Consider the following 20,831-nt stretch of genomic DNA (forward strand, 5'->3'; position numbering starts at 1 on the left):
TCAAACTTTCTCAAAGTCCTCACTTACATTGAGCAAGCTTTTATCATTTCCCTTACCCCCTTTTGTTCTCGCAAAAAGTGTTGACTAGTACAGGTTGGCGTAAATAAACCAACCATTCTAAGTAGGTGGGTGTTGAAAATTGTCGTTATGGCAAGGCAAAAGGCAAGAGGCAAGAGGCAAGAGTGAAGAGGGTTTAGACGATTTTACGTTTCTTTACACAGTTTGGTTTTATTGTGTTCACCTACTTAAATCCTCCAAAAGCCTATACTGTCTTCATTTTGACTTTTGACTTTTGACTTTTGACTTCCGCCTTGCGGTACTAGCCGTGCAGAGTGGTGGGAATAACTAACCATTAAAAACTCACAAAAAGCTGGTGCAAGTTGCTTTTTAAGTTTTTATGTTTCAATTTTCCATCCCACTCCGCCGCACTAGTTCACTCCTGGTTCAAGATTAGGTAATTTATAGGCTGACTAGCCCATATCTACGCAAGAATCCCTAGAGATCCAACTCCACTAGCAACTGGAGGAATGGGAACTGCGGGTACAGTCGTTGTTGCTGTTCCATCACCTGGTAGCACCGCTGGACCTAAAGCCCCGACGGTGCTGGGGGGTTCTGCACCTAAGCCTAAGAAATCTTGTCCCGCAGTTAGAATGGTATTAGACTTACCTGCGGAAGTAGCACTGCTACCTTGAGGACCGGAGACGCTTGATCCCATTAAAAGCGATCCCTTGTTAGCATAGTTACTAGAAGCTAGTTCAAAGTCAGCCCCACCAGTCACTATTTCTTGCTGCTGATCAGATAAAGCAACAATCAAATCGGATGCGTCCATTTGATTTAACACAATTATTAGCCTCACTTACAAAATTAGGTGTTTCATCACCTAACAACTCAACTATAAGCATTGTTGCCTAATAATTCATAAACCTACGGGTAGAAAGTAAAGTTTGCAAATTTACCTCTAAAAGTAGAGACAAAATAGGTTTTAATTATTAAAATAGTATTATTAATAATAAAGATAAATTCTAGTTCAATAAAACCTGCATGATTCTGCATAGTATTTATTTTTTGTTTTTCCAGAGAACTCTGAATATATATATATTCGTTAAGTTTGACAATCAACAAAAAATTAAATATCTATATTTTTAGATAAGTAGGTGAACACAATAGAACCAAACTGTGTAAAGAAATGTAAAATCGCCCAAACCCTCTTCACTCTTGCCTCTTGCCTCTTGCCTTTTGCCTTGCCATAACGACAATTTTCAACACCAACCTACTTATCTCTAATTTTATAAATATCATTTTGGCTATATCAGGAATTAATTAGTAACTGATTCAATAAATAGGCACAGGTGGCACTACCGATAGGAACTGTTAAATTATCTATTCCCAGAAAAGAAAAAGCTTCTAAAATCGTAGCGATTGAGGCAACAATTAAAGAAACTATCCAGGTTTGCCAAATACTACCTTGGGTAACAAGTAAAATGGTTACACAAATCAAATAACTGATTAAAGTCACTGTTAAAGAACCTTCCCAGCTTTTTTGAGAACCGAAAACTATATATTTATGTTTGCCAAACCGTTTCCCAATTAAAGCAGCTAATCCATCTCCCCAAGCCATAGTCATAATTCCTAAAACAGCATATTGCGGTTGGTGTAAATGCCAAAAAACACCTACTAAAACACCAATACTCACAGCATAGAAAAATGTTCCCAAACTTTGACGACCAACACTATTAATACCAGGAAGAATGGGGAATTGATAAGATAATAAGGTGATGATACTCGCAAAAACTGCCGCTATAATTCCCACATAAGCAGGAATATCTAACCACCAAGCAATTAAAATCACATTACCTGTGCCAATATGCACGATTTTACGAATGATTTCTGGTTCGCTATCAGTAAAACGGCTAACTACCCAAGCAATGCAGATAATTAATCCTACCCAAGCCGCAGCGGTGGCAATTGACAGCGACAATGGGGAAAGAGTTTCTAAGCTGATGAATGTGTTAAACAATGAGGGAATAGGGGTATTTTTAACTTTAATTCTACTTTATGGGATTTGGATATGGAAATATTATTGATTTGGCTAATTCAGGGTTATCGCTTATTTATTTCTCCCCTATTTCCCCCTACTTGTCGCTTTCAACCTACTTGTTCTATGTATGCGATTCAAGCTATTGAACGGTTTGGGGTATTTCGGGGTGGTTGGATGGCTATCATGCGGATTTTACGCTGTCACCCTTTTCATCCAGGAGGTTATGATCCTGTTCCAGATGCGAAAGCAAAATCTTGTTGTGAACATGAAGAGTGATCACGGATTTAAGGGATTACTGGATTACACGGATGCTTTGTTGAAACCAAGTAAGTATTTAGCTATAGCAAGATCCCCGACTTCTGACATTGATTTATAATTTGTGGACACAATAAATAAAAGAAGTCAGGGATCTTATCGCTAGTTGTATAATACTTTATAGTCATTTAAAATAAATAAAAAAATCCAGCTTTTTAACAGTACTGCTAACCTACTTAAAATGCGACCTTATTACCAAATCCCCATTATTGAATGTGGTGAACCTTTAGTTAAGATTCCTCTAGAATTGTTTGCGGTGGAATCTCCTCACCCTTATCAAAAGTTAGGTGCTAACTACGGCGGACATTCACCTTATTATTTGCGCCAAAGTGTTGTCGAAAATTTGATTCAGGCGCAAAATAATTTACAGTTACTATGTCCTAATTGGTATATTCAAATATTTGATGCTTATCGTCCTGTGGCTGTGCAGCAGTTTATGGTAGATTACAGCTTTGGGGAAGCGTTGCGAGAACGGGGTTTGACAGAAAAGGAATTATCACCCCAGCAACGGGAAGATGTATGGAAGGTGGTTTATGAAATTTGGGCTGTACCCAGTTTGGATATGAAAACCCCTCCTCCCCACAGTACGGGGGCTGCGGTAGATATTACTCTAGTCAATGATCTTGGGGAAGTTCTAGATATGGGTTCACCTATTGATGAAATGTCCGATCGCTCCCATCCAGAATATTATACTCATAGTCATCAAGAATATGATGCTAACCGTCAACTCTTACGGGATATCATGTTAAAAGCTGGATTTCAACGCAATCCTAGAGAATGGTGGCATTTCTCCTTTGGTGATCAAATGTGGGCTTGGTTATATAATCAATCTCATCCCGAAACTGTGATGACAGCACGTTATGGAAGATTAAATTCAGATCCATCCAGGAATTTTCCATAGGTTGTGTTATAATAGTAGACGCTACTAGTGAAGCAAAACTTCATAGTTTATGTTGGAGAGGTGTCCGAGTGGTTGATGGTGACGCACTCGAAATGCGTTTTGGGGAAACTCAACGGGGGTTCAAATCCCCCCCTCTCCGTTGAATTTATCGAACAGAATTCAGGAGTCAGAACTGCTGAATGGGTTCTGTAAGAGTGGCGAATAAATAACCGGGTTTAAGACTACCACTAAATCGTAGATTTTGTGGTGCAACAATTCATTTGCGAGTCCCAATCCCCGACTGATTGATTCTGACTCCTGACTCCTGACTCCTTCTTCAAGTTATAACTGCGGCTTTTCTTCCTTTCGTTGCTGAATTTCCGGTGCTGGGTTTTGCTTGGTTTCCACAATGGGAACTACCACACCCGAAGAATTTTCTGGTTGAGATTCCTGGGGTGGAGTCACTACGGGACGAGGTTCTGGTGCTGTATTTTCTGGAGGTGGAGAAGCTTTTTGGGATTCTTTAGAATCGCGCAGGGTATCCATTAAGGATGGTGAGGAAGTCACAACCGGTGTTGATTTCTTGGTGGTATTGTCGGGATTTGGTGTGGGTTGAGAGTTCTGATTCTCAGCCGTTGTTTCTTGAGAATCGCTAGTAGGAATTGGTTCTGGAGAAACGCGAATATTCTTACGTTTTCTCCGCAAACGAGGTAATGGTACAGATTGATTGAATGAGGAATTTTGAAGTTTTTGATTTGCAGATGATGGTGATATTTCCACAACAGGTTTAGGTAGAATAGGTTGATAAGTAGATTGTGCAAAAGATGGTTTAGGTGATGATTGTAAATTGGGTTTTGATAATATCCGCGTCATGCTAAAACCTGCTGTAGCTGCAACCAAGGCAATACTAATGCTAATAACTCCCTTGGGTATACCTGTTTTTTTGCCAATGTTAGCGATTTTTGATGGTGTGGACAGAGGATGAAAAGTAGCTTTTTTAGGTGAATATTCTGATTTTAAATGCGATAAATTAATGGTGGGGATTGCTTGGGTAGGTAAACTTGGTGATGTGACAGCCAACCTATTTCCTGGTAAAAGTTGCAGCCATTCTGCTACTGTGGTGGGGCGAAATTGTGGTTCTACAGCCATTCCTCGGCTAACTGCTTGATTAACAGCCGCACTCAGATGAGGTTGTAATTCACGAGGAGAAGGCATTTGTTCTCGGTCACGCAATAATGCAGGTATGGGAACTTGTGCTGTCAAGAGTGCATAGAGGGTTGCTGCTAACCCATAAACATCTGTGGCTGCGGTGCGCCGTGCTTGAGTTAAATACTGTTCAATGGGTGCATATCCCTCGCTGACTAAGCCTGTATGTGTCTGTTTTGCCCCATTATTAAATTCTCTGGCAATGCCAAAATCAATTAGCACTACTTCCTGAGTTCCTTGACGCAAGATAATATTATCTGGTTTAATGTCTCTGTGTAGCAACCCGTTATCATGCACTACCTGCAAGGCTGCGCCTATTTGGCGGATATAATGAATGGCTGTAGCTTCTGGTAAGGGGATTCCTGGTAAAACAAATGCTGCACCTAAAGTGTCTCCGCGAATGTATTCCATTACCATGTAAGGTAAACTGTTTTCTTCAAAAAAGTCGCTGACTCGGACAATATGAGGATGAATACAAGCGGCTAATCTCCTGGCTTCATCTTGAAATTGGCGCTGAAATTTGGGAAAATCGGGATGTTGCCGCAACCTTTCATTGATAGTTTTCATCACCACTTCTTGATTTAAATAGTGGTGCATAGCTTTGAAGGTAACACCAAATCCGCCCCGCCCTATTTCCTGGAGGATGGTATATTTTCCATTCTGCAAAATTGTTCCTGCTAACATAGGGTTTTTTCAGTCTTAAATAAGCAGATAATTAATTGGGTTATATCATTCCCATCTATTATGGCAAGGGTTTTAGATTTTGGGTGTTGCTGAATTGAGGTATGAAATTCCCAAATTGAACCTTTAAAACTCAAACCTCAGTGCGTCTACTCTTCGAGATCACGAAGCGTGATTGCGCCTTTGTATGAGACTAAAATTCATACCCTTAATCAGCAGCACCAGATTTTGTAACTTCTAACTACCCAATCTGCTGTATCAAAATAATTGTTAATTGTTACCTATTCCCTATGCTGAGGCTAGAATCTGTTAATTTTTATCGGCGGTTACAGCATCAACACCAATACCCAATTTTACAGGATATTTCCTTCAGGATATCACCGGGCGATCGCCTAGCCATTGTCGGTACATCCGGCGCTGGGAAAACTTCTTTATTACGCCTCATCAACCGTTTAAATGAACCCACGAGCGGCAAAATTTATCTTCAAAATCAGGAATATCGGCAAATACCCGTTATCCAACTCCGTCAACAGGTAATGCTTGTCCAACAAGAATCTAAGTTATTGGGGATGACAGTTGGCGAAGCCTTGGCTTATCCTTTAGTTCTGCGCGGTCTACCAAAGCAAAAGATTCAGGAACAAGTCAGTTATTGGCAAGAACAACTGCAAATTCCTGAACAATGGTTAGGACGAACTGAGGTGCAACTTGCTGCTGGACAAAGACAGTTAATTGCGATCGCTCGCGCCCTAGTTACCGAACCCCAGATTTTACTTCTAGATGAGCCTACATCAGCCTTAGATACTCCCACATCCACTCACTTAATCAATATACTAACTCACCTAAATCAACCCCATTCCTCGGCAATTCTGATGGTAAATCGCCAAATAGATTTAGCTCAAGCATTTTGTACCCACCTCTTACATCTTCAACAAGGTCAATTAGTAGTCAATCAACCTGCTGCTGAGATAGATTGGAGTAACTTAGCAACCAGCTTAATTCAAGCCGAAACTCAAGCACTAGCAGAATGGACTTAAAGCACATTCTGATGTTATGAGGTACAGTTTTTTATCGCAGAACTCGTAGGGGCGCAGGGTCTGCGCCCTCCGTTGTATTTCATAAGAACGAGAATTGCTGTAACTCATGAACTTTGAGTAAGTAGTGAGACAGAATTAATTACACAATGTCATTGCGTAAGCGTTGCCTGGCGTTAGCCATATGGAACAAAGTGAAATGAAGCAATTCCAAGGGCTGTGATTGCTTCCCTTCCTTCGCAATGACTGTAAATATTTTTGTCCAATTACTTAGTTAGTACAGGAATTTGATTAGTAAATCTTTCTCTTGGTAATTTTGTTTGTGTTTGTGGAACATTAACATTCAAGATTTCCATGTTAAATCTGTATCCCACATTGCGGATAGTTTGAATTAAACTGGGTTGACGTGGATCAAGTTCCACCTTTTTCCGCAACGATAAAACATGAGTATCAATGGTGCGTGGATTATCAATAGCATCAGGCCAAGCACGACGTAATAATTCCGATCTACTTAAAGGCACTCCTCCAGCTTGTGCTAAAACGTATAATAAGCTGAACTCCTGGGGCGTTAAATCAATAAACTCCCCTTGAAACCGCACCCGACGCTGAACTAAATCAATTTGCAAACTGCCATAATCTAAATAGGCTGGTGCAGTAGGTGTCCGGTTACGGCGGATAATTGCCTCAACCCTAGCCAAAAATTCCTGCATTCCAAAAGGTTTGCTTAAATAATCATCCGCCCCCGCTTTTAATCCCGTCACAATATCGGCTTCATTTGTACGAGCAGATAGCATAAGAATTAAAGGCTGTTGTTGACGATGTAACCAGCGGCAAAACTCGACCCCATCACCATCCGATAAATCCGCATCTAGAATGACTAGAGTGGGTTGATGGCTGATAAACACTTCTTTTGCTTGATAAATACTGGCAGCTTGATGAACTCGGTATTCTAGTTGTTGCAAGTGCCAACCCAACAACGACCTCAGATGGGGATTCCCCTCAACAATTTCTATACAAACCGAACCCACAGTGGTAAGACCCCTTAGCGTTGATGAATCTCAAATTAACAATCTCATGGTTAAGGTTTTGTAGTTTTTGTTACTTCAATAGACATATTCTTCACATTTTCCTCAAAAACCTTGCAGAAAATTTATTTTTTACGTTATTTACAGCCAAGCTAGTAGCTTTATTAAATTTTTATTACGTTTACATTATATCCATTTGACAACGGTAATAGGTAAATAAAATTACTTTTCTATTAATTGTAGCGATAGACCACTAGTAGTCTGTCAAGCCGAAAATGACGGGGGCAGGGGGCAGGGGGCAGGGGCAGGGGGCAGGGGCAGGGGGCAGGGGGCAGGGGCAGGGGGCAGGGGGCAGGGGCAGGGGAGGTGGGGGAGGTGGGGGAGGTGGGGGAGGTGGGGAGGTGGGGGAGGTGGGGGAGGTGGGGGAGGTAGGGGAGGTAGGGGAGGTAGGGGAGGTGGGGGAGGGAAGAACAGAAGTTTTTTCCGATCATTGCCCGTCAAAATAAATTTGACGAACTACTGGTCACTGAGCGAAGTCGAAGTGCTGACCTCTGACTTCTGACCGGGAATTTTGGATTTTAGATGAAAAAAATTTGGTACAAATCCCCGTCCCTGAGGACGGAAAAATCCTCGCTGCGCTGCGGAGGCTTCGCTAACGTTAATCCCAAATTTTCAAGCTCTACACTTGAGGGCGGAATCAATCCAAAATCCCAAATCGAGTAATTCCTGACTCCTACCCCATATCATTAAAGTTTATTTTTAGCAATCTGTCCTACTCCTTAAGAGATATGGTAAACTCAATAGGACAATCATTTACCAAAGGGAGTAGCACAAAAATCACACCCGATTATAACCAAAGGTAGAGACAGGTTGTTATTTAGCTCGGAAACTACTAGTAAATTCTAAAACTTGATTTTACAGATTTATCCACTAATGGCTAGATTTGTATTCCCAGTGAACAACGTCTAAAAAATTGGATAAAAATAAATTACCCTTGTGGTTACAAATAGATAGCTAAACTCAAGCTATCAGATCAAAATCCTGACAAAAAATCGTAAAAATACCTTACAAAATCAGCATATTTCCAATTTTTTGGCGTAGGATCTAATTAAGTTTTTAGCTGCTGGGGGGTCTCACCCAAGGTGAAAATATTAACTTATAAGTTAATACAGAAGAGGGAAGTGATACTTCATTAAGCGTGAATCATCATCTACAATTCTCATCGCAAAGAGATTAATACAGCAGTTATGCTCCAAGACACACAAACCATCCGCTGTTACCAAAGACTTACCGACGCCTTCGTCGAATTATGGAATCGCGGTTATCGTATGAATGATATGCGGATGTATTTGGATGGATACCTAGCCGCACTTCGACATAGTAACATTATCGAACCATATTGGATTCATCGCTTAGAAGAAGAAGCCAGCCGTTATTTGCATGATGTATCTAACTTCGCAATGGTTCAACCAGAACCCGAAAAACAACATGGCTACTATTAAAGGTACTATCCGATTTTGCTAACTAGCCTACTACCGCCGATGATCATAGCACGATTTTTGCCTTGGTCGATGGGGTATAGGGGATTAAATTTGGGAAATACTGCAATTAATATGAAATCAAGCCCCCTTAGTTGTACATCACTAAGGGGAATTTTTTTGTTTATTTGTCAATTTAGAAGATTATTAACCATACATTAAGTAGGTTGGCGTTGAAAATTGTCGTTATGGCAAGGCAAAAGGCACTCATGCAAGAGGCAAGAGTGAAGAGGGTTTGGGCGATTTTACATTTCTTTACACAGTTTGGTTTTATTGTGTTCACCTACTTACAGTCATTGGGAGGGAAGGGAAGCAATCACAACCCTGGCGATTGTTTCATTTCACTTCGTTCCATATGGCTAACGCCACGCAACGCTCATGCCATGACATTGTGTAATCAATTCTGTCCCACTACTTATATGAGCATTAATAGACTACACTTTACGAATATTCTTGAGTAAAATTGACATTGAATAGGTTGAAACTTAGGGTAAATATGTTGCAAATTCTTGACTCTACTTTAAGAGAAGGAGAACAAACTCCTGGAGTTTATTTTTCTCCAGACAAAAAAATGATAATTGCCCAGTTTTTAGATCAGATAGGAGTTGATATTATTGAAGTGGGTAATCCCGCAGTAGATCGAGAAATAGCTTTAGCTATCACGCGCATTTCTCAAGCAGGACTTAAGGCGAAAATAGGCGCTCATTCCCTTTGTAAAATAGATCATGTGCAAAAAGCTTTAGATTGTGGTATTGATTTTTTAGGGATATTTTTTAGTGTTTCTAAAAAGCGATTAGAACAAGATTATAATATTGATTTAGATGTAGCAATTGAAAAGATTATTGAAGTAGTTACTTTTGCCAAAGAACAGAAGCATGACTTATTAATTAGATATACAGCAGAAGATACAGTGCGATCGCCTATAGAAAATGTCATTGCCGCAGCCACTGCCGCAGTCAAAGCAGGAGTGAATATCATTAGTATAGCAGATACAACTGGCTACTCCACACCTTTCCATCCCCAGCGTAGTATGTATTTTTATGTCAAAACCCTAAAAGAAGAATTAGGAAATCGTGGTTTATATCCACAGATAGAGGTGCATTGTCATAATGATAAAGGTTTAGCTTTAGCCAATGCCTTAGATGCCTATAGAGGAGGCGCAGACATTATTGATGTAGCCACAATGGGATTAGGAGAAAGAGCAGGAATTGTTGATTTAGCTGAACTATTAATCAATTTAATAGATATGGGTGAAAAAGAAAAAAAATGGCAACTCAACTGTCTAGAAGAGTTATATAAATTCGTGAGTCAGCATTCTCATATTCCCATTCCTCCCCATCAAGCTATCACCGGAAAAAATGCCTTTACCCACTATGCTGGAGTTCATGTTAAAGCTGTAGCCAAAAATGAGGAACTTTATCAAAGTTTAAATCCGCATATTCTTGGCAAAAAAAGCAGCTTGGCATTAGGGATGCAATCAGGATATACTGCTGTACAACTGGCTTTGAAGCAAATTGGTCAAGGAGAACTAGCTGAAAATAAAGACCTTGTAGATAAAATTCTCCAAGAGATTAAAGTAATTGCCAAAAGAGGAACTCCCATTGATATCGAAGCAGAACTACCGAAAATTATAGAAAAATTTAGTGTAGCAACACATCCATTTGGGAACGATATTTGTAATTTGTCTGTTTGAGTTTAGGAATTAAGTTCACCCTTGCTTATTTTGTCTTAATTATTCCTGCTGCTTCTTTTCTCTTCTTTTTGACTCCTGATATATAATAATGTTAAAAACTCAAGAACCTGAATTTAATTGTCTCAGAACTGAAATCAACCCATCTACAAAATGGTGGACTATACTGAGCGTTAGTATTGGTGTATTTATCTTTTCCTTAGATGTTTATATAGTTAATCTAGCTCTACCAATAATGCTAGAATCACTACATACAACCTTTGCAAATAGTCAATGGGTAGTATTGAGTTACCTATTAGCAATATCTATTTTTGTTTTGAGTGCTTCTAAATTAGGCGATATATGGAGTAAAAAGAAATTGTACATTATCGGTATGATAGTGTTTACAATTAGTTCTTTGCTATGTGGACTTGCCCCAAATATAGGCTTTTTAATAGCTTTTCGTGCCATTCAAGGAGTAGGGGCTGCATTTATCTCAGGACTAGGAACAGCGATGATTGTAGAAGCTTTCCCAGTGGAAGAACGAGGGTTGGGTTTAGGTATTCGCGCTGGAGTATTTGGTTTAGGAATGATGTTAGGACCAACAATAGGAGGTTTATTAGTTAGTATCGGAGATTGGCCTTTAATTTTCTTTATTAATGTGCCAATTGGGATTATAGGGATTTTAATTATGGCTTATTTTGTCCCTCCTTCTGTTGTTAATGGAGAAAAACAACAGTTTGATATCATAGGAACTATAGTTATCACATTTATATTAACTTGCTTTATATTGGCAATAACCTTATTAGAAGAACAGAATCATGACTTAAATATCATTCTAGCTTTACTATTTTTATCTATGATTAGTTTAGCTTTTTTCATCTTCATAGAAATGCGGACTGTCACCCCTATTTTAGATTGGAAAATTTTTAAATCTTTAGACTTAAGCTTAGGTTTAGGATTGCGGTTTATAGGTAACTTCGTGATTGCCGGATCAATCTTTATCCTCCCTTTCTTTTTCAAACTAGTCAAACAATATCCTACTAGTAAAGCTGGTTTTCTATTAGCAATTCCACCGATTATTATTGTTTTAACCGCACCTATGGCTGGGACGCTTTCTGATAAATTTGGCTCACGGATTATTAGCATAACAGGATTATTATTAATGGCTATTGGCTGCTTTTTAATCAGCACATTTAACGCAGAATTAACGATAATCAATTATATAATTGCAATTATTCCCTATGGGTTGGGTATAGGAATGTTTCAATCTCCCAACAATAGCGCCATTATGGGAGCAGCACCACAAGATAGTTTAGGGATTGCTTCGGGTTTATTATCCTTGTCACGAATATTAGGACAAACTATAAGTGTGCCATTAGTGGGAGCTATATTTTCATTTGTGACTCTTAACAATACTCAACTAAACACAAATATTAATATCACTAATGCACCTGTTGCATCATTAATTTTAGGTACACAAGTTACTTTTCGCTTCATTACTATTCTCTTAGTTATTTCTACAGTATTTGCAATTTATTTATGGTGGATTGAACAAAAGCGAGTATCAATGAAAAAACTCATTTCTGATCTAGATAAGTAGGTGAACACAATAAAACCAAACTGTGTAAAGAAACGTAAAATCGCCCAAATCCTGTTCCCTTACCCCAACGACAATTTTCAACGCCAACCTACTTATTTAAGAAGTCACTAATCTGGATTGGATTTTAAATGGATGGTTTCCTCAGATAATTGACACAATTCTTCTAGGGATATCTTTTTGTCATTGTATAATTCTTCAATCTTCTTGGTAGCAGCTTCTAAAATTTCCTGACCACTTCTGATTTCGATGTTTAATTTATTTAGATTTTCATCAAAAACCACAAATAGCGATATATTTCTCCCAATAGTTTGTGTACTACCTTTCACCTTAAAATCAGTCACAAATTTACCTTCTGTGGGGACATGAAGAGGTAAATGGCAAGATTGAATAATGTCCTGCATCTCTGCAAGTTTTAGCCTGGAAATTGCGGTAATTTTCGCTTCTATATTCACAAATTCTGCTAAGTCTGGTTGCTTAATTACAATATCTTCTAATGACTCATATTGAAATGTAATTTTCCCGGCTAAATTATCAGTAATTGCATAAATTTGCATAGAGTATGGAGGTTTAGGTACAGAACCCTGTGCATAGAATAAACTCCCCTCTGCTGTGACAGTAATTTGAGATGTATCTGCTAGAGTTTGTAAAGATTGCAGATTAGCAATAGTGCTTTTAACAAATACAGAATCTAGTCCTAAGATAGAGGCTAAATCATTAGCGGTAGGTGGGGGATTAAACTCCATACCAGCACGAATAATAAACTCTTCTAAGACGTTAAATTTGCGAGATTCTTTAATAGTTAATTCTAAGAAATTTTGAGTTACTGTATAGCCAAATTTACGCGCAGCTAAAACTAACAAACCAGAATTTTCAGTTTCAATTTTCTCAACTATATATTTTAGATTTTCATCAATCTGTTTAACTACAGAAGCAGGAAACATCAATAAAACCTCCATGATAATTAACAGTGTTGGCAACTTCAGAATACATATTACCCACTGTACCGGGTTTAGCGGTAAATAAATCGTGACAACCGACAATTACCAATAATTCCTGAGCGCGAGAAAAAGCTACGTTTACCCGTTCTGGTTTATTTGCAAATCCCACATCTCCTTGAGGATTATTCCGCACCATACTGACAATTACTACTGGTCTTTCCATACCTTGAAATCTATCAACTGTACCTGTTCTGATTTGTAAAGAAGGGAAAAGTTCAGATTGCAACCGTTCATCAATTTTTCGTAATTGAGCGCCATAAAATGTAATTACAGCTATTTCTTTTCTTGGTTCTCCATTTGCAACTTTATTCACCCAAACCTGCTCAAATTGATGACAGATACTTTCAATCACATCAATTTCTTTAGTATTCAAAAATGAAGTTCCACTTCGTTCTTCTTGAAATTCATTTTCTCTGGGCATTTTTACCCAACATAAATGATTGTCAGGTTGAATAATTTCCCCTGCTAAATTATGAGCGCGTTTTGTATCAGGTTCTAAAATCCCACATTCCAATTTACCATGATAAAATTGATTAATTGCGCCCATAATCATCGGGTGCATTCGATATTGAGTATTCAGCATTTTTTTAATGCTTTTATCGGCGGTTTCAAACTGACTTTTAAATAATGACTCTTCTAAAAATTGCAATTCTTCTCTGGTATTACCCATTGTTTTCGCCACTTCTTCCACAGTGCTAGTATCAAGCATAGGTGGTAATTGCCGATGATCTCCTACCATGACTAATTTTTTACCTTTCAAAGCCGGAATTAGCAATTCTGGAGGAGTGCATTTACTAACTTCATCAATAATCACAACATCAAAAGATTGAAATTCTTCTGAGAAATTATAATTTGCCGCTTGAACGCAAGTAATACCAACAACGTTAGCATTATCTAAATAGATTCCCCTTAAATCTTTACTATCTTGTTCTGAAGGTTTACGAAGTTTTGCAACCCAATCTTGCACAAAGTTTTGATATTTTTGCAGATAATTTTCTTCACTTTTTAGCTGTCGTTTCCATGACTTAAATTTATTTTGAATACTGCATAAAGAGTCTGAGTCAAATAAATTATCATTAGATAATTCTGGTTTGAGTTTATCTGGGATTGTTTGCCAAATTGACTGCCACCAATTCCGTTCGCTAATTAAACTATCTGATAACTGTAATTGTGATTTCTGTTCTAAATCAGCTATTTTTATGTGTAATTCTGCAATTTCTTGTTGATAAATATCAGCTTCTGCTTGCAAATTTATGAACTCCTGATTTAAAGAGTCTTTAATTGTTGCTAAAATAGTAAAAGGTGCTAATGAGGAAATCAGAGTTTCCATTTCATTGACGCGATTTTCCCAAAATTTGACTTGCTGGGAAAACTCCTGCGGTTGTTCCCAAATATTTGCTTGTCTAGTCAGATATTTTTCTGCTATAATCCTTAATGGCGCAGGGATATTTTGCTGTTTATGAAGTAATTGTAAGTTATGAATAACTTCTGCCAGGTTTAAATTAGCAGCTTCTTTGCTTTTTCTTACCTGAGATTTAGCTTCAGATATTTGTTCTGAAGAAATTGCATTTTGCGGAAGTTCTTGAAATTGCTGGTTTAAAATTTGTAATTGTTGTTCAGCTTCAGTTTTAACTCTTAAAACACATTGACGGGCATGAACTAAGATAATATCTAGTAATTCTTGGGTAATGCGGGTAAGAGTAGCTTCAACATTGTTCCATTCAAAGGAATTACTGTATGTTTTTTCCAATCTAATTAAAAAGACTTGAGTATTTTCAACTAGCAATTTTCGCTGTTTAGGATTGAGGAGTTGATAATTTTGGAGTTTTTGATAGGTTGTTTGCCATTGAATTTGATCGGGTTTTGATAATACTATCGGAATTTGACTAAAACTTTGCTGCAAAAAATAACTAAAATCATGTTTTTTACCTTTTCTATCTATAAAATTACCTTCTATTTCATAAGCTATGGCTTTTGTTAATACTCCCCAATCTGGTAAACTGATTTGATAGTTTTTAGGAACAATAGTTAATTTTAATGTCTTAGCAAACATCAATAGACCTAATGGTAAATCTACCATATTTTCTGTTAAAACTAAATTAGATTGTTGACATTCTTTTAAGACTTGATACAAGTTGTTGTTAGCTGTAGATTTCCATTCAACAACAGCTTCAATAATATAATCAATTTCCCGTTTGCGATTTTCCCAAATTTGGATTGTTGGCTGTAAATCGTTTTGGTTATTAAATTTTTGATAATCTGTTTCTAATTTCTCCAAGGATAAAGAATGCTGTTGGAAAATATAAACTAATTTTGCTACTTCGGAAATAGCTAAACCTACATCATTAGCATTTTTTAATCCTGGTTTAAATCTAGAAAGATGAGTTGTGATATTTTCCTGTAACCAAACTGCTAACCCAAATGCGCCAAAACCTGGACGGACAAAACCAAGTTCTTCAATAAATTTGATAGATTGACGCACATTTTCTCGAAAATCTTCTACTTGTTGGTTATTTTCTGTATAAGGTTTAATTTGTGGTAAAAAATTGTTAATTTCTGAAGATTCCCAGTCTATATTTGTGGAATTTTTGAGAATATTTTCTAAACCAGTAATTAAATATTCAATTTCTTTTTTCTTGACTAAAGTTTGCTGATATTCAAGCTGTTGATTTTGATAAGCTGCTTCTAAATTTTGTTTTTCGGTTTTGAGTTCATGCTGTTGCTGATTTATTTCTGCTTCTGCCAGAAAATAGTCTGTGAATCGTGGTAATAATAGTAATAATTGATTGATAATTCTGATATTTTCGTGACGTTGACTGAGATTATTTTCACAGTCAGTGGCGGTATTTTGTAGCCATGTACCAATTACTTGATCTTCTAAAAATGGCTGTCCTTCTTCGCCAACTTTTTCGGCTCGTCCCTTCCTAATAGCGCGAATAACGGGATTATGTACTAAGCGACTGAGGGCGTTATCAACGGCTAAATTGGCTTGAGAGGTAATTAATGTCCGTCCTCCACGCAAAGCTACCTGATAGCAAATTTCCGCAATTACGGTAGTTTTCCCTGTACCTGGTGGTCCTTGAATTAGCACTAAGTCCTCTGCGGACAGGACTTTTTCAACTGCGGCTTTTTGTCCAGCATTTGCGGAGGATAATAATAAGTCTTTTGAGTTAAGTTTAATCCTTTTGATAATTGGTCTGGCTTGGGAAGCGTCGAATAAAAAGTTACCTAAATAGGGATTTTGAGTGCGTCCTTGTCTTAATTGTTCTAGAGCTTTTTCTTTACGTTCGATTTGTTTGATGTCTCCAGCAGCATCAAAAAATAAGTAGCCTTTATTGGGAAGTTGATAATTACCTTTGGCTATATATTCGATTAGTTCTCGTTCTAGGCGAATATGAATAAGATTATGTTTTTGATCAATTTTTTCAATAGTTCCTAATTGACGACTGTGGCGACGATTTTTATCTGTCGGTACGGAATCGAGAAAGTTGACTTCCTGATTTTTGGCTTTTTTGACCCGTTCCCAGAAATTCTCCACACCTAAAATATTCTCTTCAGAACCGTTAAGCGTAGCTGAATTAACTTTAATCTCTAAAGCGATTTGTCGAGAATTTGAGCTATTGTTAGCAATCAGAAAAGATACACAAAATTGGCGTGATTTAGCAATACGTTCTTCTACTTTTAAAAAGGCTTTCCAGGCTTTAAGTTGATCTTCGGTGGGGACATGATTTCCACAAATTGGCATATTTTTTATTTTTGCCAATAATGGTTTAGGAATATCCAACCGATGTTGATGATTTGGGCTTAGTCGCAACCAATAGGGTAAGGCATAGCCATCAATATTTCCTCGCAATTCATGTAGTAAGTAAGCTGATAAAATTTTAAATCCGCCATGTCCATCTTGACGAATAGCAGCTTTAAATGCTAGGGTCTTTCCTAGCTGTTTCAGTTTTTTTGGGAGTTGAAAGTTATCTTGGTCTGTGGCTATAGTTAGTTCCCAAATCTCTTCTCCTGATTCTTTTCCTGTTCCTTGACGACGAATATAAAATAAACCTGGTTGTTTACCAACTAAATCAAATAATAATTCATTGGCACGTTCTCGTCGTTCTCGAAAGTCAGGATATAATTGTAGGGATGATTGACCTTCAAAATGGCGAACTAAATTATCAACTGCTGAACCTATGAATGTATAACCACAATCTTCTATCTTCGTTTTATTATTCATAGTTTTTGTAATAAGGAATCAGATCCCCGACTTCTCTAAGAAGTCGGGGATCTTTATCTTGTGTTGATATTAAGAAGCGATCGCTACTTCTACCACTTCCTGTAATTCACCTTTGTTGTACATTTCAATCAAAATATCAGAACCGCCAATGAATTTACCAGCAACGTATACTTGGGGAATTGTTGGCCAGTTGGAATACTCTTTGATGCCTTGACGAATTTCTGGATCTGCAAGTATGTCAAGGGTTTCAAAGGGAACTCCTAATGTATTGAGAATTTGGACAACGTTATTAGAGAAACCACATTGGGGCATTAATTTATTGCCCTTCATGAAAACCATAATTTTGTTTTCTTCTACCAAAGTATCAATTCTTTCTTTAAGTTCTGGGGTCATGATTAGTTATTTCCTTATGTTACTGAAATTCAAGAGTTGATCCGATCTTAGATTTTGTTTTCTGAATCCAAAATCCCAAATCTAAAATTAGTTTGTTGCTTGCCAAGTTTCGGGAGTGTAGGTTTTAAGTGCTAAAGCATGAATAGCTTCGCTGGACATGGCTTGTTGCAATGCGCCATAAACTAGTTGGTGTTGTTGCACAAGTCCCTTATCTGCAAACTGCGATGAAACTACTGTTACCTGATAGTGATCACCACCACCTGTCAAGTCTTGTACTTGCACTTGGGCATCTGGCATTTGTGCCTTGATCATTGTCTCTACCTGTTGCGGACTCATCATCGCAATTCCTGAAAAACTTACTTCTCTATTATTAACAGATATGTAGCGGTTGGCTGTTGCCTGTTAGCATTTGCCGATTATTTTTTACCTTGACGCGGAAAGGGGACATCTACAAAACCTAGTTCAAATAATTGTTGGTATGCTTTTGTGCCTAGTTCTCTGGTGGGGTTTTGACTTTTGATGATTTGTACTAGTAAAGGTATGGCTAATTCTGGCTGATTTTGCGCTCGATGTACTAGGGCTAATTGATAGGTGGCTTCATCTCGCTTTTGGGCAGTTGTTAAAGCATTTTTGCGGTAGGTATCGGCGGCGCGAATGTCAATACCGGCAAAACTAGAGTTGAGGTCTTGGTAAAAGCTTGATAATTGATTATAAACTTGGCGGGCTTCTTGGAGTTTTTTGGCTGCTAGGGCGTAGTTTTGACTAGAAACCGCTTCGGTTGATTCTTTCATCAAGCGATCGCCCCCCTCTATACTTAAAAGATTATTGCTTGTTCCTGTGGGAGTAAGAGTATTAGGTTTATCTGTATCAATTGGGTTTGGTTTGGCTTGACTAATAGGATTGGATACCTTTTTCCCTTCAGCATAGGTAGGTGATAGCAGTCCCAAAGATACTATGAGTGATAAAGATGTTAAGCGAATTAAGGTAGCAGCATTCATGAGTTTAATTAGGGCAACAATTCTATAGAAAAAATTGGTAAACCTTGGTATCTTAACTCTCTTTGTCCTAGAGATAAAGTCAGTTACTTGATAACTAAGTAGTGAGACAGAATTAATTACACAATGTCATTGTGAATGGAACAGGGGGTGGGGGAGGTGGGGGAGGTGGGGGAGGTGGGGGAGGTGGGGAGGTGGGGGAGGTAGGGGAGGTGGGGGAGGTGGGGGAGGTAGGGGAGGTGGGGAGGTGGGGGAGGTAGGGGAGGTGGGGGAGGTGGGGGAGGGAAGAACAGAAGTTTTTTCCGATCATTACCCGTCAAAATAAATTTGACAGACTACTAGAGGATATATTCTCCATAAGTAATTGGACAAAAACATTTACAGTCATTGCGAGCGAAGGGAAGCAATCGCAACCCTGGCGATTGCTTCATTTCACTTCGTTCCATTGGCAATGACATTGTGTAATTAATTCTGTCTCACTACTTACTTTGTGTTAGTCGTCAATTACCTATTTTAAAGTTCCCAAAACAGGTGTTAACTCAGTCGCTGGAATCTGCGGATTTAAGAATCCACTCGCATAAATATGAGGATTGGTTTGGGAAATAATCGTATAAGATTGGCGAACATGAGCATTGACAGCTACAGTTTTTGCATCATACATTTGCATAGCCACCTTGGGGTAGAAACCAATACCAATAATCAACACCAGAAAACAGGCAGCAATAAACACTTCACGGGGTCTGGCATCACTATATACAGTTTCCGTTGGTAAAAGGCAATCTGTACCAAAACAAGCCGTTCCTTCATCTTCCTGATTTTCTAAATCAGCATTGTTAATATCGCAAATCAGGGCTGCACTAGAACCATAAAATACTTCACGCAGCATAGAAAGTAGATAAATAGGTGTGAGGATAACTCCCACAGCCGCTAGGAAAACTGTGACGGTGCAGAATGTAGAGGTGTAAACATCACTAGTTGCTATTCCCACGAAAACCGAAAGTTCACCAACAAAGCCACTCATTCCCGGTAAAGCCAAAGATGCCATAGCCCCCATTGTAAACAGGGCAAACACTTTTGGCATGGCTTGACCAATACCGCCCATTTCTGCCATCATCATCGTGTGGGAGCGATCGTAAGTTACACCAGCCAAGAAGAATAACACGGAAGCAATTAAACCATGTGATATCATCTGCAACATTGCACCGTTGATACCCAAATCGGTGAAAGAAGCAATTCCTATTAATACAAAACCCATATGGGAAATTGACGAATAAGCCAAACGCCGTTTCATATTCGTTTGGGCGAAGGAATTTAAAGCACCATAGATAATGTTGACAACACCGAGAATAGCCAGAACGGGCGCAAAGTAAACGTGAGCATCGGCAAGTAAGTCAAGATTCAGGCGAATTAGTCCATATCCGCCCATTTTCAACAGCACACCCGCCAAAATCATGGATACTGGAGAAGATGCTTCACCGTGAGCATCCGGTAGCCAAGTATGCAAGGGGAAAATCGCCAATTTTACACCAAAGGCAATTAACAAACCCGCATATAGTAGGAGTTGCAGGGTGAGGGGATATTCTTTCTGTGCGAGTTCTGCAATATCAAAAGTGACATTTCCGCCGCCATATAGCCCCATTGCTAGGGCTGCTACCAAGATAAATATAGAAGCTGCTGCGGTATAAAGTAAAAATTTTGTAGCTGCGTAGCGTCGTCGTTGTCCACCCCAAATACAAACTAGTAAATATACGGGGATTAGTTCGACTTCCCACATAATGAAAAATAACAGCAAGTCTTGGGCGACAAATACCCCAACCTGTGCAGAATACAACACAAGCATGAGAAAATAGAAAAGCTTTGGTCTGCGGTCAACTTGCCAAGCTGAGAACATCGCCAGTGTGGTAACAAAGCCCGCTAAAAGTACCAACGGGGCGGAAATACCATCCACAGAAACAGCCCAGTTTAAGCCCAATTGGGGCATCCAGACATAATTTTCTACCAGTTGAAAATTCGCATTACTGGCATCGTAATGTTGCCAAAAGGCACAACACATTAAAATAAAGTCGGCAATACCTACGCCCAGTGCATACCATCTGACGAGTTTGCCATCTTTATCTGGCAATACAGGGATGAGAAAAGATGCCAGGAGGGGAAATAGGACAATTGCGGTAAGCCAAGGAAATTGAGCCGCTATCATGTCAATAGGAAAAAATACTTATTGGTTAATGATGTTA

At 38.5% G+C, this 20,831-nt stretch carries 16 protein-coding genes and 1 tRNA gene; 7 read left to right on the top strand and 10 right to left on the bottom strand.

Annotated elements, in window-relative coordinates; all coding sequences use genetic code 11:
• Positions 1-481: 481 nt before the first annotated feature.
• Positions 482-829: a CTB family bacteriocin gene (locus tag NG743_RS13840; RefSeq protein ID WP_228043991.1), complete on the bottom strand. Its 348-nt coding sequence runs from the start codon at positions 827-829 to the stop codon at positions 482-484.
• Between the two features lie 480 nt (positions 830-1,309).
• The gene (locus NG743_RS13845) at positions 1,310-2,017 is read right to left on the bottom strand and encodes a diacylglycerol/polyprenol kinase family protein (protein WP_051424373.1); all 708 of its coding nucleotides are present in this window, start codon (positions 2,015-2,017) and stop codon (positions 1,310-1,312) included.
• Between the two features lie 51 nt (positions 2,018-2,068).
• On the opposite strand from NG743_RS13845, the gene yidD reads away from it, so the two are divergent.
• The 3 genes from yidD to NG743_RS13860 all read left to right on the top strand — a co-directional run bounded on the left by yidD (position 2,069) and on the right by NG743_RS13860 (position 3,393).
• On the top strand, positions 2,069-2,314 hold the full coding sequence (yidD, locus tag NG743_RS13850) for a membrane protein insertion efficiency factor YidD (RefSeq protein WP_027403335.1): 246 nt from the start codon (positions 2,069-2,071) through the stop codon (positions 2,312-2,314).
• Between the two features lie 220 nt (positions 2,315-2,534).
• Positions 2,535-3,254: a M15 family metallopeptidase gene (locus tag NG743_RS13855; protein ID WP_027403336.1), complete on the top strand. Its 720-nt coding sequence runs from the start codon at positions 2,535-2,537 to the stop codon at positions 3,252-3,254.
• A gap of 54 nt (positions 3,255-3,308) precedes the next feature.
• Positions 3,309-3,393: transfer RNA gene (locus tag NG743_RS13860), tRNA-Ser, on the top strand.
• 182 nt (positions 3,394-3,575) lie between these two features.
• Here NG743_RS13860 and NG743_RS13865 read toward each other — a convergent pair.
• The gene (locus NG743_RS13865; protein ID WP_257120269.1) at positions 3,576-5,123 is read right to left on the bottom strand and encodes a protein kinase domain-containing protein; all 1,548 of its coding nucleotides are present in this window, start codon (positions 5,121-5,123) and stop codon (positions 3,576-3,578) included.
• Between the two features lie 287 nt (positions 5,124-5,410).
• On the opposite strand from NG743_RS13865, the gene NG743_RS13870 reads away from it, so the two are divergent.
• Positions 5,411-6,154, top strand: coding sequence for an ABC transporter ATP-binding protein (locus NG743_RS13870; protein ID WP_257120270.1), 744 nt, complete (start codon positions 5,411-5,413; stop codon positions 6,152-6,154).
• A 263-nt stretch (positions 6,155-6,417) separates the two neighbouring features.
• On the opposite strand, the gene NG743_RS13875 is transcribed toward NG743_RS13870, so the two are convergent.
• Positions 6,418-7,179 (bottom strand): response regulator transcription factor, encoded by a 762-nt coding sequence (locus tag NG743_RS13875; RefSeq protein ID WP_027403339.1) that lies wholly within the window; start codon positions 7,177-7,179, stop codon positions 6,418-6,420.
• 1,244 nt (positions 7,180-8,423) lie between these two features.
• On the opposite strand from NG743_RS13875, the gene NG743_RS13880 reads away from it, so the two are divergent.
• The 3 genes from NG743_RS13880 (at position 8,424) to NG743_RS13890 (ending at position 11,986) form a co-directional block, all read left to right on the top strand.
• Positions 8,424-8,678 carry a DUF6761 family protein gene (locus tag NG743_RS13880; RefSeq protein WP_027403340.1) on the top strand — a complete coding sequence of 85 codons (255 nt, stop codon included), beginning with the start codon at positions 8,424-8,426 and terminating at the stop codon, positions 8,676-8,678.
• Positions 8,679-9,210: 532 nt separating this feature from the next.
• Positions 9,211-10,407, top strand: coding sequence for a LeuA family protein (locus NG743_RS13885; protein WP_193962953.1), 1,197 nt, complete (start codon positions 9,211-9,213; stop codon positions 10,405-10,407).
• 88 nt (positions 10,408-10,495) lie between these two features.
• Positions 10,496-11,986: an MFS transporter gene (locus NG743_RS13890; protein ID WP_051424374.1), complete on the top strand. Its 1,491-nt coding sequence runs from the start codon at positions 10,496-10,498 to the stop codon at positions 11,984-11,986.
• A gap of 107 nt (positions 11,987-12,093) precedes the next feature.
• Here NG743_RS13890 and NG743_RS13895 read toward each other — a convergent pair whose 3' ends face one another.
• The 6 genes from NG743_RS13895 to NG743_RS13920 form a co-directional block, all read right to left on the bottom strand.
• Positions 12,094-12,927: a hypothetical protein gene (locus tag NG743_RS13895; protein WP_228043841.1), complete on the bottom strand. Its 834-nt coding sequence runs from the start codon at positions 12,925-12,927 to the stop codon at positions 12,094-12,096.
• Positions 12,905-17,209 (bottom strand): AAA domain-containing protein, encoded by a 4,305-nt coding sequence (locus NG743_RS13900; protein ID WP_257120271.1) that lies wholly within the window; start codon positions 17,207-17,209, stop codon positions 12,905-12,907. Before NG743_RS13900 ends, NG743_RS13895 begins: the two co-directional genes overlap by 23 nt.
• A gap of 69 nt (positions 17,210-17,278) precedes the next feature.
• The gene (grxD, locus tag NG743_RS13905; protein WP_027403344.1) at positions 17,279-17,602 is read right to left on the bottom strand and encodes a Grx4 family monothiol glutaredoxin; all 324 of its coding nucleotides are present in this window, start codon (positions 17,600-17,602) and stop codon (positions 17,279-17,281) included.
• A gap of 87 nt (positions 17,603-17,689) precedes the next feature.
• Positions 17,690-17,941: a BolA family protein gene (locus NG743_RS13910; protein ID WP_027403345.1), complete on the bottom strand. Its 252-nt coding sequence runs from the start codon at positions 17,939-17,941 to the stop codon at positions 17,690-17,692.
• 77 nt (positions 17,942-18,018) lie between these two features.
• Positions 18,019-18,600 carry a hypothetical protein gene (locus NG743_RS13915; protein ID WP_035082568.1) on the bottom strand — a complete coding sequence of 194 codons (582 nt, stop codon included), beginning with the start codon at positions 18,598-18,600 and terminating at the stop codon, positions 18,019-18,021.
• A 505-nt stretch (positions 18,601-19,105) separates the two neighbouring features.
• Positions 19,106-20,794, bottom strand: a complete 1,689-nt coding sequence (locus tag NG743_RS13920) for an NAD(P)H-quinone oxidoreductase subunit 4 (protein WP_027403347.1) — start codon at positions 20,792-20,794, stop codon at positions 19,106-19,108.
• Between the last annotated feature and the right edge of the window lie 37 nt (positions 20,795-20,831).

This window comes from Dolichospermum heterosporum TAC447 (assembly GCF_024584745.1).
GTDB lineage: Bacteria > Cyanobacteriota > Cyanobacteriia > Cyanobacteriales > Nostocaceae > Dolichospermum > Dolichospermum heterosporum.

Bases quoted from the DNA above. Each gene is read 5' to 3' on its own strand.
- NG743_RS13840 (WP_228043991.1), bottom strand. From the start codon at position 829: ATGGACGCATCCGATTTGATTGTTGCTTTATCTGATCAGCAGCAAGAA.
- yidD (WP_027403335.1), top strand. From the start codon at position 2,069: ATGGAAATATTATTGATTTGGCTAATTCAGGGTTATCGCTTATTTATT.
- NG743_RS13855 (WP_027403336.1), top strand. From the start codon at position 2,535: ATGCGACCTTATTACCAAATCCCCATTATTGAATGTGGTGAACCTTTA.
- NG743_RS13865 (WP_257120269.1), bottom strand. From the start codon at position 5,123: ATGTTAGCAGGAACAATTTTGCAGAATGGAAAATATACCATCCTCCAG.
- NG743_RS13870 (WP_257120270.1), top strand. From the start codon at position 5,411: ATGCTGAGGCTAGAATCTGTTAATTTTTATCGGCGGTTACAGCATCAA.
- NG743_RS13880 (WP_027403340.1), top strand. From the start codon at position 8,424: ATGCTCCAAGACACACAAACCATCCGCTGTTACCAAAGACTTACCGAC.
- NG743_RS13885 (WP_193962953.1), top strand. From the start codon at position 9,211: ATGTTGCAAATTCTTGACTCTACTTTAAGAGAAGGAGAACAAACTCCT.
- NG743_RS13890 (WP_051424374.1), top strand. From the start codon at position 10,496: ATGTTAAAAACTCAAGAACCTGAATTTAATTGTCTCAGAACTGAAATC.
- NG743_RS13895 (WP_228043841.1), bottom strand. From the start codon at position 12,927: ATGTTTCCTGCTTCTGTAGTTAAACAGATTGATGAAAATCTAAAATAT.
- NG743_RS13900 (WP_257120271.1), bottom strand. From the start codon at position 17,209: ATGAATAATAAAACGAAGATAGAAGATTGTGGTTATACATTCATAGGT.
- grxD (WP_027403344.1), bottom strand. From the start codon at position 17,602: ATGACCCCAGAACTTAAAGAAAGAATTGATACTTTGGTAGAAGAAAAC.
- NG743_RS13910 (WP_027403345.1), bottom strand. From the start codon at position 17,941: ATGATGAGTCCGCAACAGGTAGAGACAATGATCAAGGCACAAATGCCA.
- NG743_RS13915 (WP_035082568.1), bottom strand. From the start codon at position 18,600: ATGAATGCTGCTACCTTAATTCGCTTAACATCTTTATCACTCATAGTA.
- NG743_RS13920 (WP_027403347.1), bottom strand. From the start codon at position 20,794: ATGATAGCGGCTCAATTTCCTTGGCTTACCGCAATTGTCCTATTTCCC.